Source organism: Defluviimonas aquaemixtae (assembly GCF_900302475.1).
In the GTDB taxonomy this organism is placed as follows: domain Bacteria; phylum Pseudomonadota; class Alphaproteobacteria; order Rhodobacterales; family Rhodobacteraceae; genus Albidovulum; species Albidovulum aquaemixtae.
Genome location: NZ_OMOQ01000001.1, coordinates 1,920,008 through 1,937,232 on the forward strand (window position 1 = coordinate 1,920,008; position 17,225 = coordinate 1,937,232).

19 protein-coding genes are annotated in these 17,225 nt (G+C 67.8%); 3 read left to right on the forward strand and 16 right to left on the reverse strand.

Annotated features, from left to right (window positions below):
- Positions 1-10: 10 nt before the first annotated feature.
- The 4 genes from DEA8626_RS09415 to DEA8626_RS09430 form a co-directional block, all read right to left on the reverse strand.
- Entirely contained in the window at positions 11-1,189 is a 1,179-nt protein-coding gene (locus DEA8626_RS09415) for an MFS transporter (protein WP_108852706.1), read from the reverse strand.
- 4 nt (positions 1,190-1,193) lie between these two features.
- Positions 1,194-2,678, reverse strand: a complete 1,485-nt coding sequence (locus DEA8626_RS09420; protein ID WP_108852707.1) for a carboxypeptidase M32 — start codon at positions 2,676-2,678, stop codon at positions 1,194-1,196.
- Positions 2,675-3,829, reverse strand: a complete 1,155-nt coding sequence (gene ctaA / locus DEA8626_RS09425; RefSeq protein ID WP_108852708.1) for a heme A synthase — start codon at positions 3,827-3,829, stop codon at positions 2,675-2,677. Before ctaA ends, DEA8626_RS09420 begins: the two co-directional genes overlap by 4 nt.
- A gap of 125 nt (positions 3,830-3,954) precedes the next feature.
- Entirely contained in the window at positions 3,955-4,692 is a 738-nt protein-coding gene (locus DEA8626_RS09430) for an RNA methyltransferase (RefSeq protein WP_108852709.1), read from the reverse strand.
- Between the two features lie 63 nt (positions 4,693-4,755).
- On the opposite strand from DEA8626_RS09430, the gene DEA8626_RS09435 reads away from it, so the two are divergent.
- Positions 4,756-5,082, forward strand: a complete 327-nt coding sequence (locus DEA8626_RS09435; RefSeq protein ID WP_108852710.1) for a TfoX/Sxy family protein — start codon at positions 4,756-4,758, stop codon at positions 5,080-5,082.
- Positions 5,083-5,148: 66 nt separating this feature from the next.
- A complete protein-coding gene (locus tag DEA8626_RS09440) occupies positions 5,149-5,769 on the forward strand; it encodes a thiamine phosphate synthase (RefSeq protein WP_108852711.1) in 621 nt (206 codons plus the stop codon).
- 30 nt (positions 5,770-5,799) lie between these two features.
- On the opposite strand, the gene olsA is transcribed toward DEA8626_RS09440, so the two are convergent.
- From olsA to DEA8626_RS09455, 3 genes are all read right to left on the reverse strand, one after another.
- Positions 5,800-6,648: a lyso-ornithine lipid O-acyltransferase gene (gene olsA / locus DEA8626_RS09445; RefSeq protein WP_108852712.1), complete on the reverse strand. Its 849-nt coding sequence runs from the start codon at positions 6,646-6,648 to the stop codon at positions 5,800-5,802.
- Complete coding sequence (gene olsB / locus DEA8626_RS09450; protein ID WP_108852713.1) at positions 6,645-7,430, reverse strand: L-ornithine N(alpha)-acyltransferase; 786 nt, start codon at positions 7,428-7,430, stop codon at positions 6,645-6,647. The genes olsA and olsB overlap by 4 nt, the downstream gene beginning before the upstream one ends.
- A gap of 137 nt (positions 7,431-7,567) precedes the next feature.
- Entirely contained in the window at positions 7,568-7,747 is a 180-nt protein-coding gene (locus DEA8626_RS09455; protein WP_108853405.1) for a DUF3553 domain-containing protein, read from the reverse strand.
- A gap of 25 nt (positions 7,748-7,772) precedes the next feature.
- On the opposite strand from DEA8626_RS09455, the gene DEA8626_RS09460 reads away from it, so the two are divergent.
- Positions 7,773-8,372, forward strand: coding sequence for a histidine phosphotransferase family protein (locus tag DEA8626_RS09460; RefSeq protein WP_108852714.1), 600 nt, complete (start codon positions 7,773-7,775; stop codon positions 8,370-8,372).
- Here DEA8626_RS09460 and DEA8626_RS09465 read toward each other — a convergent pair.
- The 9 genes from DEA8626_RS09465 to DEA8626_RS09505 all read right to left on the reverse strand — a co-directional run bounded on the left by DEA8626_RS09465 (position 8,369) and on the right by DEA8626_RS09505 (position 16,956).
- Positions 8,369-8,728 (reverse strand): TraR/DksA family transcriptional regulator, encoded by a 360-nt coding sequence (locus DEA8626_RS09465; RefSeq protein WP_108852715.1) that lies wholly within the window; start codon positions 8,726-8,728, stop codon positions 8,369-8,371. The two genes, DEA8626_RS09460 and DEA8626_RS09465, sit on opposite strands and share 4 nt — an antisense overlap.
- A complete protein-coding gene (locus DEA8626_RS09470; protein ID WP_108853406.1) occupies positions 8,725-9,978 on the reverse strand; it encodes a glutamate-5-semialdehyde dehydrogenase in 1,254 nt (417 codons plus the stop codon). The genes DEA8626_RS09465 and DEA8626_RS09470 overlap by 4 nt, the downstream gene beginning before the upstream one ends.
- Before the next feature lie 54 nt (positions 9,979-10,032).
- Positions 10,033-11,148 (reverse strand): glutamate 5-kinase, encoded by a 1,116-nt coding sequence (gene proB, locus DEA8626_RS09475; protein WP_108852716.1) that lies wholly within the window; start codon positions 11,146-11,148, stop codon positions 10,033-10,035.
- Positions 11,136-12,164 (reverse strand): GTPase ObgE, encoded by a 1,029-nt coding sequence (gene obgE / locus DEA8626_RS09480; RefSeq protein WP_108852717.1) that lies wholly within the window; start codon positions 12,162-12,164, stop codon positions 11,136-11,138. The genes proB and obgE overlap by 13 nt, the downstream gene beginning before the upstream one ends.
- Positions 12,165-12,376: 212 nt before the next feature.
- A complete protein-coding gene (locus DEA8626_RS09485; protein WP_108852718.1) occupies positions 12,377-13,402 on the reverse strand; it encodes a GNAT family N-acetyltransferase in 1,026 nt (341 codons plus the stop codon).
- A 5-nt stretch (positions 13,403-13,407) separates the two neighbouring features.
- On the reverse strand, positions 13,408-13,947 hold the full coding sequence (locus DEA8626_RS09490) for a GNAT family N-acetyltransferase (protein ID WP_108852719.1): 540 nt from the start codon (positions 13,945-13,947) through the stop codon (positions 13,408-13,410).
- A 281-nt stretch (positions 13,948-14,228) separates the two neighbouring features.
- Entirely contained in the window at positions 14,229-14,498 is a 270-nt protein-coding gene (gene rpmA, locus DEA8626_RS09495; RefSeq protein WP_108852720.1) for a 50S ribosomal protein L27, read from the reverse strand.
- A 6-nt stretch (positions 14,499-14,504) separates the two neighbouring features.
- Positions 14,505-15,227, reverse strand: coding sequence for a 50S ribosomal protein L21 (locus tag DEA8626_RS09500; protein ID WP_108852721.1), 723 nt, complete (start codon positions 15,225-15,227; stop codon positions 14,505-14,507).
- A 196-nt stretch (positions 15,228-15,423) separates the two neighbouring features.
- Positions 15,424-16,956, reverse strand: a complete 1,533-nt coding sequence (locus DEA8626_RS09505; protein WP_108853407.1) for a trimethylamine methyltransferase family protein — start codon at positions 16,954-16,956, stop codon at positions 15,424-15,426.
- Positions 16,957-17,225 lie beyond the last annotated feature (269 nt).

Consider the following 17,225-nt stretch of genomic DNA (forward strand, 5'->3'; position numbering starts at 1 on the left):
TCGCGCCGCGTCAGATCCCGCGCGTCCGCAGCCAGATCGCGAGCGCTAAGGCCCCGAGCCCGAGCCCGAGCGTCACCGACAGGAGAAGCGTCACGCCGCCCGCGGAGATCAGCAGCGCGCCCAGGAACGGCGCCGCCGCCATCGCCCCGAGCGGCGCCATGGCGAGTGCGCCGCTCACCGCGCCGAAATTCTCCTGGCCCAGCGCTTCGGCGGTCAGGAGGGGGCGCAGGATCGAGGTGATGCCGATCGAGGCGCCCTGGCAGATGGCGTAGAGGAAGAAGAGCGCGACCTGGCCGGTGGCGAGCAACAGCGCCGCGCTGCCGAGCGACATCACGAGCGCCACGCCCCGCGCCGCCGCGCCCGCCCGGATGCGCGCGCCGCCGAGCATCAGGAGGACGCGTCCCGCGACCTGCATCGGGCCGACCGTTGAGGCCACGAGAACCGCGACGGCCTCGGCCGCGCCACGCTCGGTCAGAACGGGCAGCGCGAAGGTCGTCAGCATCATGTGGTTGCCCATTGTCAGCCCGAAGAAGCCGGCCAGCGCCCAGAACTCGCGCAGCTTCAGGACGGCGAGCACCGCGCCCCGGGGCGTGGCCACCATCGGCCCGCCGCGCCGCGCGCCGCGTCTTAGAAGCCGGACGCCGATCACGTTGGCGGGAAGCGTGATTCCGATCTCCACCGCCGCGAAGACCAGAAGCGCCCCGCGCCAGCCAAGCTCCGCGCCCGACCAGGCGCCGAGCGGGAAGGCGCAGGTCGAGGCGAACCCGGCGACCAGCGTCACCCGGATGATCGCTCGCCGCGCCTCCGGTCCGAGCCGGCGCGTGAGGAAGGAAAAGCAGGTCTCGTAGAGGCTCGCCGCCTGCGCGACGCCGATCGCCGTCCAGAACGCGTACCAGAGAGCGAGCTGCCCTACCTGCGACAGAAGCGCGAGGCTGACCCCTCCGAGCACCGCCGCCCCGCCGAGCAGCGCCCCGCCCCGCCCCTGGTCGACGAGCCGTCCCGAGAACGGCGCAAGCACCGCCTGGGTCAGCAGCGCGAGCGTCGGCCCAAGCGCCAGCTCCGCCCGGCTCCAGTCGCTCCCCGCCTCCAGTGACAGGATGATCGCGCCGAAGACGTAGACGAGCGAGGCGTAGCCTGCCGTCTGGCCGACGGCCAAGAGCCAGACGCCCCGGCTCTCGTCCCGCGTCATCCGCTCAGAGCCCGTAGATCGCGCGGAACTTCGCCTCGAGATAGTCGAGAAGCGGCCCCTCGCCCGGCGCAAAGCCCGCGGCGCGCTCGATCACCTCGCCCGGTGGGTAGAGCCCGCCGAACCGCTGCACCTTCTCGCGCAGCCAATCCGTCGCGGGCCGCGCATCGCCGCGCGCCAGATGCGCGTCGAGATCCGGCAGATCGGCCCTCAGCGCCTTGTGAAGGCACCCCGCATAGACATTGCCGAGCGCGTAGGTCGGGAAGTAGCCGAAAAGCCCCACCGACCAGTGCACGTCCTGCAGCATCCCGTTCGCCGGCTTGTCGACCGCGATGCCGAAATCCTTCGCGAAACGGGTGTTCCAGGCATCCTCCAGATCGGCGACCTCCAGTGGGCCGCCGAAGAGCGCGCGTTCGAGATCGAAGCGCATCATGATGTGGAGGTTGTAGTGCACCTCGTCCGCCTCGGTGCGGATGAAGCCCGACTGGACGCGGTTGACGGTGCGGTAGAACTCCTCGGCCGTGGCGACGCTCAAATCTCCGAAGATCGCGTGCATCTGGCCGTGCAGCCAGCCGGTGAAGGCGCGGCTCCGGCCAAGCTGGTTCTCGTAGATGCGGCTCTGACTCTCGTGGACGCCCATCGAGACGCCCTGCCCCAAGGGCGTGAAGAAATGCGCCGGGTCGATGCCGAGCTCGTAGGTCGCGTGGCCGACCTCGTGGATCGTCGAATAGAAGCAGTTGAAGGGATCGCCCTCGACGACCCGAGTCGTGATCCGCGCGTCGTTGCCCGAGCCGGAGGAGAACGGATGGACCGCGAGATCGAGGCGCCCGCGCTCCCAGTCGTAGCCGAAGGCCGTGGCCAGATCGCGGGCAAGGCCGAGCTGGCGCGCCTCGGCGAAATGCCCGGAGAGCGGCTTCGGCGGATTCGCCGCGCCCAGGATCGCCTCGCGCAAGGCCACGAGACGCGGGCGCATCCGGTCGAACATCGCGGCGATCATGGCCGCCGTCGCCTCGGGCTCGTAATCGTCGAGCAGCGCGTCGTAGGGATCGCCCGCGCCGAACCCGGCCGCCGCCAGCGCCTGCCCCTTCTCGCGCATCAGCGCCACGACCTTCTCGAGCGTCGGCAGGAAATGCGCGACGTCGTTCCGCGCCCGCGCCTCTGCCCAGATACCCTGCGCCACGCTCGTCACCCGCGCGATCTCGGCGGCAAGCTTCGCCGGGACCGCCGCATTCCGCCCGTAGGCCCGCCGGATGAGCTCGAGCGACCGCATCCCCGCTGCGTCCGCCGCCTTCGCCTTGGCAAGCCAGTCTCCGATCCGCGGATCGGTGCGGCGGGCATGCAGCACGCCTTCGATGGCCGCCATCTCTTCGCCGCGCTGCTCGGCCGCGCCCCGGGGCATGACGGTTTCCTGGTCCCAGCCCAGCCGGCCCGCGATCTGCGCCAGCGCCTCGGTCTCGCGCTGGAAGGATATGAGTTCGTCGAAGGCGGTCATCGGCTGCCTCTTATGGATCGGACGATGGGGAATTGCGCGCGGTGGCGGGCGCGCAGAATCAGCATCCAGACGAGCACGGCCATCAACTGATGCGCGAGGCCGAGCCCGAGCGGCGCGGCATGAAGCACCGTCACGATCCCGATCACGGCCTGACCGAAGAGAATCACAACCGCCCAGTCGAAGGCCGCCTTGGTCGCCGGATGGGCCGATTTGCGCGCCCTCAGCCAGACCACGAGGGCGAAGGCCAGAAGCAGGTAGCCCGACATCCGGTGCACGAACTGCACGAGCCCCGGATTCTCGAAGAACGCAAGCACCGCCGGCCCGCCCTCGGGCAGATAGAAGGCGTCCGCCGGAAAGAAGCTGTCGCCCATCAAGGGCCAGGTCGGGAAGGCGCGCCCCGCATCGATCCCGGCGACGAGCGCGCCGAAGAGGATCTGGAGGAAAGCGAAATGCATCAGCCCGGTCGCCAGCGAATAGAGCTTCGGCTCGCGCGCCCGCCGCGCCTGGAGAAGCTGCGGCTCGGTGCGCGACAGCGACAGCATGTGCCAGGCAATAAGGCCGAGGATCACGAAGGCGAGGCCGAGATGGATCGCGAGCCGGTAGGAGGCGACGTCGACCATGCGCCCTGTCAGCCCCGACGAGACCATCCACCAGCCAATCGCGCCCTGCAATCCCCCCAGAAGCCCAAGCGTCAGAAGCCGCCCGGCCCAGCCCGGCGGGATGCGCTTCGTCGCCCAGAAGAAGACGAAGCCCGCCGCCCAGACGAGGCCGACGATCCGGCCGAGCTGGCGGTGGCCCCATTCCCACCAGTAGATGGTCTTGAACGCGGCGAGGTCCATCTGGCTGTTCTGAAGCTGAAACTCCGGACTCCCCCGGTACTTCTCGAACTCCGCCTGCCAGTCCGCCTCGCTCATCGGCGGCAGCGCGCCGGTGACGGGCCGCCATTCGGTGATCGAGAGCCCCGAATCCGTCAGCCGCGTGAGCCCGCCGACCGCGATCATCACCACGACGAGCGCGAAGAGCACGCCGAGCCAGATCCTGACCGCCCCGCGTGCGCCGCCGCGCCCCTGATCGATCATGCCGCCCTTCGGCGCCCCGGCAGGCTTCGACACCTCGCCAACTTCCTCGAAGATGCTCCGTTTGCCGGCCATGCGCCCCTCCGTTCATCGCGCGGGACACTAGGCCCGGGCCCGGTGAGCTTCAAGTACCGCCGGCGGTATGCCTCGCTGCTGTTCAACCCGGCGGAATTGCCACTGGCGGCCCGCGGTACGCCCCCTTACCGGTCCCGCCGCCGGGTGATCTGTCTGAGCATCCCGTGCAGCGTCTGGACATCCGCCCGTGTCAGCGGCATCCGGCTCCAGAGATTGCGGAGGTTCAGCTTCATCCCCTCGGCCTTCGTCTCCGGGAAGAAGAAGCCGACCTCTTCAAGCCGCTCCTCATAGTGATCACCGAGCTTCTCGATCTCGATCGCGGGGGCAAGCTCCGTTCCGGCAAGCGCCAAAACCTCGGGAGGCACAGCCGCACCCTGCCGCCGCCACTCATAGGCGCAAAGCAGAACCGCCTGCGCGAGGTTGAGCGAGGGGAAATCCGGGTTCACCGGCACCGAGATGATCGCGTTGGCGCGGCTGACATCCTCGTTCTCGAGCCCCGCGCGCTCCGGCCCGAAAAGGACCGCGGCCTTCTGCCCGGCGGCCGACAGGGCCCGCGCATGCTCCATAGCCCGTTCGGGCGTCATCACCGGCTTCGTCAGGTCGCGCGACCGGGCGGTAGTGGCGAAGACATAGGCGCAGTCGTGTATCGCCTCGGGCAAACTCGCAAAAACGCCGGCCCCGTCCAGCACCCGGCCCGCCGCGCCCGACGCCATCGCAACGGCGCGCGGATTGGGCCAGCCGTCGCGCGGGTCAACCATCCGCATGTGGCTCAGCCCGAAATTCAGCATCGCGCGCGCTGCCGCACCAATGTTCTCGCCCATCTGCGGGCGGACGAGGATAAAGGCCGGCTGGAGGTCTGACATGCGCGTTCCCGTGGGTTCGCGCGCCTGATACGATGGGCGGACCCGTATCGCAAGGAGGCGGCGATGGCGATCGACCAAGGGCTCTTGCAGATCATGCGCGACGATCTCGCGGGCGAGACCGTCACCGAGAAGAAGATGTTCGGCGGTGTCGCGCTCCTGCTCCGGGGCAACATGCTCTGCGGCGTCCATCAGGGCGGCGGCGTCTTCCGCGTCGGCAAGGACAACGAGGCCGCCGCGCTCGATATGCCGGGTGTCGTGCCGATGGCCTTCACCGGGCGCCGGATGGGAGGCTGGGTCGAGGTAACCGACGAGGTCGTGACCGACGACGCCCGTCGCGCCTGGCTCATGGCGCTAGCGCTTCCCTTCGTCAAATCGCTGCCTCCGAAGTGAGCCCCCGTAGCCAAGCGGGGATTTCTGCGCTAAGGCCCCGTTCGACCTCAGGACCCGGAGCCGGACATGGCAGTGAACGACCGCCCGCAGATCTACCTCGTGACTCCGGCGGAGTTCGAACTTGAGAGCTTTTCCGACCGGCTCGCCGCCGTTCTGGACGCAACCGCGGTGGCTTGCGTGCGGCTGGCGCTTGCCGGAACGGATGCCGACAAGATCGGACGGGCGGCCGATGCGCTGAGGCTCTTGGCCCACGACCGGGACGTTGCGCTCATCATCGACAGTCACCTGAAGCTGGTGGAGCGCCACGGACTGGACGGCGTCCATTTACCCGACGGCGCCCGTTCGGTCCGTTCGGCGCGCAAGGAGCTAGGCGCGGACGCGATCGTGGGTGCGTTTTGCGGCACCTCGCGCCACGACGGGATGAACGCGGGCGAGGCGGGCGCGGACTATGTCAGCTTCGGCCCGGTAGGCGACAGCCCGCTCGGCACAGGCGCACGGGCCGAACGCGATCTCTTCGCCTGGTGGTCCGAGATGATCGAGGTGCCCGTCGTGGCCGAGGGTGGCCTGACGGTGGAACTCGTCGCCGATCTGGCCCCGGTCACCGACTTTTTCGGCATCGGAGAGGAGATCTGGTCGGCCGGTGACCCGGCGGGGGCACTCAAGGCGCTTCTCGCCCCGATCGGCTGACGCGCGCACGGTCTGGCCAGCCCTCTGGGGCTAGTCGGTATTCGTCCGGTAGTCCGGTCGAAGGCTTCGCTGAAGCTCGTCCCGGACTTCGTTTTCGCAATGCCGGGCAAGCGCCTTGCGCGAGTGGAAAGCGTCGACCGCCACGGGCTCGTGGAAGACGACCTCGATCCGGCCCTGGGCAGGTTGGGCGAGCACTTTCAGAAGATGCGACGCGAAAACCATGTCGCCCCACCAGCCGTAGAACTCGCGCACCCGTCCGGGCGGCGCGAGATAGGCCACGCTCACCGGCTGAATTTGCATCACATGCTCCAGTCCATGGCTGTAGAACGCCGCGAACAAGGTCGATTTGAATGGCAGGACGCGCAACCCGTCGGTCGACGTACCCTCCGGGAAGAACAGCAGCTTGTGTCCCGCGCGGATCCGGTCCTCGAAGACCTGCTGCTGAACCTTCGCCTCTTTGGGGTTGCGCGCGATGAAGACCGTGCCGGTGGCGCGGGCGAGCCAGCCGATCATGGGCCAGGCCGCGACCTCGGCCTTGGAGACGAAGTAGACGCTCTGGCAGGCGTTCAGCGCGAAGATGTCGAGCCACGAGGAATGGTTGGCCACCACCGCGCCGCGCGCCGTCATGGGCCGGCCACGCACGTTGTAGGAGATGCCGCAGATCACCAGGCTCAGCCGGCAGACGATGCGCGTGACGAACGGCGAGACAGGCCGCTCCAGACCGGCGAGCGGTCGTTCGACGAGCCGGATCACGAGCAGGAGAAGCAGCCCGAATTGGACCACGACTGCAAACGCAAGGCCGCGCAGCGCGACAAGCGACAGTCCGAGTGGCCCGAGACGCGCGCGGTCGGAGGTAGCCTCGCTCCGCCAGGTGGTCACGCGCGCGCCTCGTGCTTGCGCGTGTAGAAACCCTTGTGGCGGACGCTCATCGCTTCGGTATCCATCAGAAGGCAGACATCGGTCGTGTTGAATTCGTGATCGATATAGGCGCCCTCGCCCACGAACCCTCCGAGCCTGAGATAGGCCTTGATCAGCGCCGGCATCGCGACCATCGCCTCGCGCCGGTCGAGCTGTTCGGCGGGCACCAGGTCCATGCTCTGGTAATGCGCAGGCAAGGCGCGGACGCGGAGTTTCTCGGGCGCGAGATGGTGATGATGGAGCCAGGCGAGCGGCACCTTCAGCGCCTCGACACTCGTGCCATGAAAACTCGCGACGCCAAAGAGCACTTCGATGCCGTGTTCGAGCACGTAGTCCGCGAGCCCGTTCCACAGCAAGAACATCGCCGTGCCGCCACGATACTCGGCGTCGACGCAGGACCGTCCAAGCTCCAGAAGCCGTCGCCCCGAGGCGCGCAGAGGGCCGAGGTCGTACTCCCCGTCGCAGTAAAACCGCCCGAACCCCGCCGCCCTGTCGCCGCGCAAAAGCCGGTAGACCCCGACGACATGGTCGAGCACAGCCGCATCCCGCCGTGTGTCAACAAGGATCAGGTGATCGTTGACGGGGTCGAGCTCGTCGCGCTCGAACCGACCGGCATGGTCGACGAGTGGCCCGTCGCCCCCCAACTCCTCGACGAATACCCGGTAGCGAAGCCGCTGCGCCGCGAGCAGGTCGACCTCCGTAACGGCCAGGCGGACCAGAAGGGGCGTGTCGTCAGGGGTCATGTGCGGCGCTCGGACCTTCCTTTGCGGATCGGCGCGAGTTTTAGGGGCGGCATGCGTCATTTGCAACACGCGCGGATCGGGCAAGGGCGCGTTGACACGCCTTTGGGTTGTGCTAGCGTGGCCAAAACACCCGCCAGTCAATCCTCGGGGTCTATGACGAGAACCAGTTCGACCTGCCTGCCATCGATCACCACCTTGCCGGCGTGTTCGAAGTTCACGGTGATCCGCGCGCCGATGCGGGACTGTACCTGGCCGAGCCCCCAATCGTCATGCGAAGGGTGACGCACCAGCATCCCCGGTTCAAAGACTTCGAACATGATCACCTCCAGCCAAGGAGCCGCCATGCAATCTGACAGCCCCGATCTCGTCGCGCTTCTCGGGTCGCGTATCTGCCACGACCTTATCAGCCCGCTCGGCGCGATCGGCAATGGGGTTGAGCTTCTGATGATGTCGGGCGCGGCGGCGGGCCCCGAAATCGCGCTGATTTCGGAAAGCGTGACCAACGCCAATGCGCGAATCCGCTTCTTCCGGATCGCGTTCGGCGCGGCGGGCGACGAGCAGCGCGTGGCGCGCACCGAAATCCGCTCAATCCTTGAGGACATGACGCGCGGCGGGCGGCTGATCGTCGACTGGCAGGCGGCGGGCGATCCGCCCAGGCCTGAAGTGAAGGCGGCCTTGTTGGCGCTCCAATGCATCGAGACGGCGCTGCCCTATGGTGGCCGGGTCAAGGTCGACGCTGAGAACGGCTCATGGCGGCTCGTCGCGAAGGCGGAAAGACTTAACATCGACGAAACCCTCTGGTCGGGACTCGAGGGCCTGAGCGTGGGGACTGACATCGCCCCGGCGCATGTTCAGTTCGCTTTGCTGCCGCTCGAACTCGCCCGGCTCGGCCGCACGATTTCGGTCGAGACCGCGCCCGGCCGGATCGCGATCGGTTTCTAGCCCGGCCGTCCCGCGCAGATCACGCATGTCGCGGCGGCCGGATCGACATCCAGCCGGCCCTCGCCGATGAACTCGCCGCAGCGGGCGCACCAGCCGAACTCGCCCTCGGCCATGCGCCTCAAGGAAGCTTCCAGCGCCGACCGGCGCTGCGCCCTGCGCGACTCGACCGCCGCCGCCATCGCCTGTCCCTGCATGGCGTCCATCCGGCTCAGCCGCCCGACGCTCTGCTGATCCAGTTCCACCGGCTTGCGGTCGCCCGTCGTCGCCTCTGTTGCGGCATCCAGATCGGCGAGCTCGGCCTCGATCCGGGGGCGATAGCGGTCGGCGAGTTCCTCGTCCGTAGGCTCCGCAGTCACGCGCGAACGGTCCCGTTGCCGGTGACGAGATACTTGAAGCTCGTGAGCTGCTCGGCCCCCACGGGCCCGCGCGCGTGCATCTTGCCGGTCGCGATGCCGATCTCCGCCCCCATGCCGAATTCGCCGCCATCGGCGAACTGGGTGGAGGCGTTCCGCATCAGGATCGCGCTATCGAGCCGCGTGAAAAACCGCTCCGCCGCCCTATCGTTCTCGGTGAGGATCGCCTCGGTATGGCTCGACCCGTAGCGCTGGATATGGGCGATGGCGCCATCCACGTCATCGACGACCTTCGCCGCGATGACCATATCGAGAAACTCTCGACCGAAATCCTCCGCCTCGGCGGGCTTCGAACCTTTCAGCCCCTCGGCCCGCACCTCGACCCCGGCCGCCATCAGATCGTCAACGATCTGCTGGCCGAGCCCGCTGGCGATATCCTTGTGCACCAGAAGGCATTCTGCCGCCCCACAGATACCCGTCCGCCGCGTCTTGGCGTTCAAAACGACCGCGCGCGCCTTCTCCGGATCGGCGTCCTTGTCGACATAAACATGGCAGATGCCCTCGAGATGCGCAAAGACCGGCACACGCGCCTCCTTCTGGACGAGCCCGACGAGCCCCTTGCCGCCCCTCGGCACGATCACGTCGATAAACTCCACCGCTTTCAGCATCTCGCTTACTGCCGCCCGGTCGCGGGTCGGGACAAGCTGGATCGCCGCTTCGGGCAGCGCTGCAGACGTCAGCCCCTCCACGAGGCAGGCATGGATCGCGCGTGACGAGTGGAAGCTCTCGGACCCGCCGCGAAGGATCACGGCGTTGCCTGACTTGAGGCACAGCGCGCCGGCATCCGCTGTCACGTTTGGGCGGCTTTCATAGATGACGCCGACGACGCCCAAGGGCATCCTCACCCTCCGGATGCGAAGGCCCGAGGGCATGTCCCACTCGGCGATCACCTCGCCCACCGGATCCCTCTGCTCGGCGACCGAACGCAGCCCGTCCACAACGCCCCGCACGCGGTCCTCGTTCAGCATGAGCCGGTCCATCATCGCCGGGCTCAACCCCCTCTCGCGGCCGTAAGCCAGATCCTCGGCATTCGCCGCGATGATCTTGTCCCGCGCATTCCAGACGGCCTCGGCCGCGCCAATGAGCGCGGCATGTTTGCGCTCGGCCGTGGCGAATGCCAGCTCCGCCGCCGCGGCCCGCGCATTCGCGCCGATCTCGGACATCAGCGCGGGAATGTTCTCCAGATCCTTCATCGCGCTTCCTTTCATCCTGGTCCAAGCACCTCCGCCGGAGACAGCGCGCATGTCTCAGAGCACCATGTCGTCGCGGTGCACCATCGGTCCCCGCCCGGCATAGCCGAGTATGCCCGGAATGTCACCCGAACGGCGACCGGCGATGGCCTTCGCCTCGGCCGCCGAATAGCGCACCAGCCCCTTGGCCAAAGCCGCGCCGCCGGGGGCGAGGATCGCCACCGGATCGCCGCGCTCGAACCTGCCCGTCACCGCCGTCACGCCGGCGGGCAGAAGCGACTTGCCGTGCCCAAGCGCCGCCACAGCGCCCGCATCGAGCGCAAGCTCCCCCCTTGGTTTCATCGCCGCGATCCAGCGCTTGCGGGCGGCGTGCGGATCGCCCTGCGGCAGGAACCAGGTGCACACGCCGCCGCGCTGAAGTGCGCTCAGCGGCCGCAGGACAGAACCCTCCGTGATCGCCATCGCACAGCCGCCCGCCACCGCGGTCTTGGCGGCCATGAGCTTCGTTTTCATGCCGCCCCTCGACAGGCCCGACCCGGCATCGCCCGCCATGGCCTCGATCTCCGGTGTAATCTTGCCGATGACATCAAAGCGCGTCGCGTCGGAACTCTCTTTCGGATTGGCCGAGTAGAACCCGTCCACATCGGAAAGAAGCACGAGCTGGTCGGCGCCGATCGTAACCGCGATCTGGGCGGCCAGCCGGTCATTGTCGCCGAACCGGATCTCGTCGGTCGCCACCGTGTCGTTTTCGTTCACGATCGGCACGACGCCGAGCCCCAAAAGCGTCTCCATCGTCGCGCGAGAATTGAGGTAGCGGCGCCGGTCTTCGGTATCCTCGAGCGTGACGAGCACCTGCCCAGCCGTCAGCCCGTGCGGCGCGAGGACCTCCTCATAGGCGCGGGCGAGCCGGATCTGGCCGACCGAGGCCGCCGCCTGGCTCTGGTCGAGGCCGAGCGCGCCCGCCGGAAGGCGAAGCACGCCGCGGCCAAGCGCGATGGAGCCAGAGGAGACGAGGATCACGTCCGAGCCGCGCGCCTTTGCGGCGGCGACATCCTCGGCCAGCCCGGCGAGCCAATCGCGCCTGAGACCGCCCGCCGCGTCGACGAGAAGCGCCGAGCCGATCTTGACGACGAGCCGCCGCGCGGCGGCGATATCGGGCGTCACGGCTCCCATTTAGCAGCCTTGGATTCGGACCGGGTCCGCGTCAGTCCGATCACCGCCCAGAGCGCGCGCAACACCTCCTGCACACCTTGTCCAGACACGCCGGACATCAGATGCACCGGCCCGCCCACGGCCCTTTCGAGACTGCGCTTGCGGCCCGCGAGCGTCCCGGCGTCGAGAGCATCGATCTTATTGAGCGCGGTGATCCGGGGCTTGGCCGCAAGCGCCTCGGAATAGGCTTCAAGCTCTGTCACGATCGTCCGGTAATCCTTTGCGATCGTTGGCGAAGTGCCGTCTACGAGATGCAGGAGAACCGCGCAGCGCTCGACATGACCGAGGAACTGGTCGCCGAGACCTCGGCCTTCTGACGCGCCCTCGATCAGACCCGGAATATCTGCCATGACGAACTCACGGCCATCCACGCCCACGACGCCGAGATTGGGGACCAGAGTGGTGAACGGATAGTCCGCGATCTTTGGCCGCGCGTTCGAGACGGCGGCGAGGAAGGTCGATTTGCCGGCGTTCGGCAGGCCCACAAGACCCGCATCCGCGATGAGCTTCAGGCGCAGCCAGATCGTGCGTTCGACACCTTCCTGGCCCGGATTGGCGCGCGAGGGCGCACGGTTGGTTGAACTCTTGAACTGCAGGTTGCCGAAGCCGCCATTGCCGCCCTTGGCGAGCAGCACGCGCTGTCCGACCTCGGTCAGATCGGCGATCAGCGTCTCTTCGTCCTCGTCGAGAATTTCCGTGCCAACGGGCACCTTTAGAACGATGTCTTCACCCGACTTTCCGGTTCTCTGGCTGCCCATGCCGGGCTGTCCGCTCTTGGCGAAGAAGTGCTGCTGGTAGCGGAAATCGATGAGTGTATTCAGTCCGTCGACCGCCTCGGCCCAGACCGAGCCGCCGGTGCCGCCATCGCCGCCGTCTGGACCGCCGAACTCGATGAACTTCTCGCGCCGGAACGAAACGCAGCCCGCGCCGCCGCCGCCGGAGCGGATATAGACTTTTGCGAGGTCGAGGAACTTCATGGCCGGCGCTTTCCTAGGGTCGGACAGGCGATAGTCGGTGGCGGGGATTTTCGCAAGGGCCCGGCAGGTCGGCAAAACGCCGGCGAAACGTATCGCAAGGGCCTGGCATAACGCGCGGGGCGGATCTCGCGCGGGACGCCGGTTTCGCCCCGCCTGCGGCGGGCCGACCCGCCGGCAGGGCGCTGCCCTCCCGGGCCCCTCCCGGAGTATCTTCAAGCAGAAGAAGGTGGCACGGTCAGGTGCCAGAGGACGTTCGGCGCCGGGCCGGGCCGCGCGGCGGAGGTGCCCGTTCCGGTCCCGGTTCGGGCGAAACCGAGCTTTTCGAGGACGCGGCCCGAGGCCGGGTTGTCGGCGAAATGGTCGGCCTCGATCTCGGTCAGGTCGAAACACGTGACCGCCCAGTCGAGGAACGCGCGCAGCGCTTCCGTCATGCAGCCCCGGCCCCAGTGGCCGGGATCGAGGAAGTACATCACGTTGGCCGGATCAGGAAACAGACCGACGACCCCGATCAGCGGCCCGTCCTTCACAAAGACGCCGAGCCGGAAACCGGGATGGCCGCGCCAGCGAGAGAGGTTCACCCAGCGACGCACTTCGGTTTCGGGCCAGGGCGAAAGCGCCCAGCGAAGCATGGGCGCAACCCTCGGGTCGCCGCCGATCCGCGACAGATCGCGCCAGTCGCGGTCGGGATCGAGAGGCTTCAGCATGAGCCGTGCGGTTTCGATCTCGAGCGGATTGGCGGCGAGCCAGTCGGCGCGCGAAAGGGCGAACGAGCGGAGACGCACGCTTTCTCCCGCCCGCGCCGCGACGCGGACGATCCGGAAGCCGTCGGGCCGGAAGCCAAGCTTGCGGAGCACGCCCGCCGCGGCGGTGTTGCCGTCGAGATGGCCCGAGCGGACGGGACCGGCGGTACGATCGGCGAATTGCGCGGCGAGCACCGCCCGGGCAGCCTCGGTCGCATAGCCTCTGCCCCGGGCATGCGAGGCGAGCCAAAATCCAAGGCCGGGATTGAGGCCGATCATGCCGGAGAAACCTTTGGCATCGACGATGGCCCAGACCGCACCTGGCCGGGCAGCGGGCAGGAAAGTGCGGAAATCCGACGTGCCATAGGGACGGGGAACGCGCGTCAGCCAGCGCGCTACGCCCTGCCCGTTCAGGGCAGCGACAACATCCGCCTCGTCTTCGGCAACCGGAGGGCGCAGGGTGAGCCGCGCCGTCTTGATCACAGAGCGGGAGGGCATGGGTGTCAGTCCGTCCGGCGCAGATAGGTCCAGGTCGGCACGGTGGCGGCGCGGGCGACCGAATAGGCCTCGGCGTCGCCGAGATATTCGAAGCCGCAATTCGTCAGCACCCGGGCCGAGCCGGGATTGTCCTGGAAGACCTCGGCGAAGAGCGTGCGCGCCCGGTGCGGATTGGCCTCGACGATCGCGCGGACGGCCTCGGACGCGTAGCCCGTGTTCCAGAAGGCGGGTGCAACCCAGTAGGTGATCTCGCTCTGCTCGCGCTCCATGCGGGTGAGACTCACGAGGCCGAGGACCTCGGCGTGGCCGCGTTCGGATCCGTCGAGCACCCAGACATCCTCGTTCCGGTCCTCCGCGAGCGCGCGGGCAATGAAGGCCTCCGTCGCACCGGGGGGCAGCGGATGCGGGATCGCCCGCGTGGCCTCGGCCAATCGCCGTTCGGACGTGTGAAGCGAGATCAGCCCTGCATCCGACCGCCGCAAGGGGCGCAATACAAACCGTTCAGCCGCCAGAGCGGGCTGAACAACGATAGATTCCTGAATCATGCCTTCCCTCCTCGAAACGCATGGCGATGGGTGTGGCCCCCTACCGACCGTACCCTCCGCCGGCACCCGGCCTTGCCGGCCCTTCTGGCGCCTCCCTGCCTGATACGTCCGAAATGGGGCGCGAGAATGGCCGGATCAAGCAGGCCGCGTTCACTCCGTCGTCGTCCTTGCTGACATTTGCCTGATCTCGACCGGTCGGTGGCGAATTCCCGCCCGGGAAAGAGAAAGGGGACCGGCGCTTCCGCCGGTCCCCTCCTGCAATCCGACTGCAAAAGTCCAGCTTACTCGGCTGCTTCCGCTACAGGAAGAACCGAGATGTAGGTTCGACCCTTGAGGCCCTTCTTGAAGGCCACGCGGCCTTCTGCGGTCGCGAAGATCGTGTGGTCGCGGCCCATGCCGACGCCTTCGCCCGGCCACCAGGTCGTGCCACGCTGGCGCACGATGATCGCGCCGGGGACCGCGCTCTGGCCACCGAAGAGCTTCACGCCGAGACGACGGCCGGCCGAATCGCGGCCGTTGCGGGAGGAACCGCCTGCTTTCTTGTGTGCCATGGGGTCTTACTCCTTCTCAGCGGCGAGTGTCTTCGCCTGTTCGATCCAGCCTTCGCGCTCGATCCGGCCCTTGAACGACAGCTTCTCGTCGAACTCGGCCACGTCGGCGTCGGTCCAGGCGGCGATCTGGGCGAACGAGGTGACGCCAGCCTCGTTGAGCTTCTTCTCGAGCGCCGGGCCGACACCAGAGAGCTCTTTGAGATCGTCGGCGGCAGTGGTGGCTTTCGCCGGCTTTTCGGCCTTCGCGGGCTTCTCAGCCTTCGCGGCGGGCTTTTCTGCCTTCGCGGGCGCGGCGTCCTTCTTGGCGGGCGCTGCCGCTTTCTTGCCCGGCTTGGCGGCTTCACCGCCGGCATTGTGCGCAGCGATGCGGGCGACGGCGGTGCCGATCGCTTCCTTCACGCCCGACTTTTCCGCGCCCGAGGCCAGGATGTCGGTAACGCGCAGAAGCGTGAGCTTCTGACGGTGGCCGCGGGTGCGCTTCGACGAATGCTTGCGGCGGCGCTTGACGAAGGTGGTGACCTTGTCGGCCTTGATCTCGTCGATGACCTCGGCCTGCACGGCGGCGCCCTTAACGAGCGGGGTGCCGAGCGCGGGCTTGTCGCCGCCGAGCATCAAGATGTCGTTGAACTGGACTTTTTCGCCAGCGTCGGCGGCCAGTCGTTCCACGCGGAGCACGTCGCCCGCCTGAACCTTGTACTGCTTGCCACCGGTCTTGAGGACCGCGAACATGGGTCTTTCCTTCTTCATTGCCGCGCCCTGTGGCCCCGGTTTGACCGGCGTTTCGGGATCGTCCCGCCTCGGGCAGCGCGCGCCCTTCCGGGCGCGTCATTTCCAAAATTTAGAATCCCGGCCGGGCCAGAGACCCGCCGGGATGCGGGCTTATCGGGCAGAGAGGCGTGAAAGTCAAGCCTCGCGGGACCGCAAATCAGCCGCGCGGAGCCGCGCCGCCTTCGGTCGAGCGGCGGGCAATGAAATCGGCGATCCGCGCGCCGCGCTCGGCTGAACCCTCGGGCGCGCAGAACCCGGCGAGCAGCCGCTGCCAGATCGCCGTCGCGCGCTCCGTCGCAGTCCGCGCGCCAGCGGCCTCCCACGTGCCGAAGTTCGAGAGGTCCGCGACCAGGGGCGCGTAGAAGGCACTGTCGAAACGCTCCATCGTGTGGCCGGTGGCAAAAAAATGCCCGCCGGGCTGGACATCGGCGATCGCGTCCCAGGCGAGTTCCTCCTGCGGAGAAGCGAGCGGCGTGCAAAGTTCGGCGAGTGTCTGAAGCGCCTCGATGTCGTTGATGAACTTCTCGTAGCCGAAAGTGAGCCCGCCTTCGAGCCAGCCCGCCGAATGGATGGTCAGCGTCGCGTTCGCGAGGAGGTTCGCCCAGAGTCCCATGTGGTTCTCGCCCGCCGCCTGCATGTCGGCCACGTTCGCCGCGGAACCGGCGGCCGAGCGCCAGGGCAGGCCGACATGGCGGGCAAGCTGGCCGGTGCTGATCGCCATCCGGATATGCGTGGGCGTGCCGAAGGCGGGGGCGCCGGACTTCATGTCGACATTCGAGGAAAAACCACCGTAGCTGACAGGCGCGCCGGGCTTGGCAAGCTGGGCGAGCGTTATCCCGGCCAGGCATTCGGCATGTTGCAGGACTAGTGCGCCCTCGACCGTCACCGGGGCCATCGCGCCGGCGAGGCAGAAGGGCGTGATGATCGACATCTGCCCGGCGCGGGCGAAGTCGATGATGCCCTCGGCCATCGGCTTGTCGATCTGGCGGGGAGAGTTGGTGTTGATGACCGTCGTGCACCAGCTGCCGTCGGTGAAATCGGCCTCCGAAAGGCCGTTGGCAAGGCGGATGATCTCGAAACTGTCCTCGACCTGGCCCCGGCCCCTCGCATAGACGAAGACCGGCTTATCCGACAGCGTGAGCTGGCCCCGCATCATCGCGTAGTGCCGAAGGTTCGCGGGCACGTCCTGCGGCTCGGCCGAGGGGCCGAGCTTGTGGATCACGTCGAAGCTCTGGTGAAGCTTCAACGTCTCCTCGAACGTGGCGAGGTCGCCGGAGCGGCGGCCGCGGATCCGGTCGGTCGCGTTCGGGCAGCCGCCGGCGGGCGAGAAGATCATCGCGCCGTCTTCGTAGGAAAGTTCGCGGTCGGGATTGACCGCGCGCAGGCGGATCGACTTCGGCGCCGTGGCAACGGCGGCCATCACGATATCGCGGCCGACGCGGACCATTTCGGTGTCTTCGTCGACGATGGCGCCGCCCGCCGCGTAGAGCCGCCGCGCTTCGGGCAGAAGCACACGCAGGCCGAGATCCTCCAGCACCTTCAGCGCCATCTCGTGCATCCGCGCGACGGCATCATCGGTCAGCACCTTCTGGGGCGCGAAGGGATGTCGAAGGCGGCGGTAATTCACCACCCGCGCCGGCGGTTCGGTCCGCCGGGCGGCGCGCCCCTTGCGTCGGTGCGTCTGATCCATCGGCATCTCCCTTCCCGGCCACGCTTTCAGCGCGCATGGCGAGCGTCTTGTCCGATTGCGACATCTCGCCCATCCGAGCGGGGCATTGCTCCGCGCGAGGAATATCCGTGCCCAAGAAACGGAAATGCCACTCCTGCTCCTTGAAAAAGCGAGGAAGGCAGTCTCATGTTGTGCCGCACCGCCCCACCATGCGGGAAACGATGCACCAAAACAGGAACGTGAGACAGAGACTACAGGCGCCTCGGCCGCTCATCCGACGGCGGGGATTC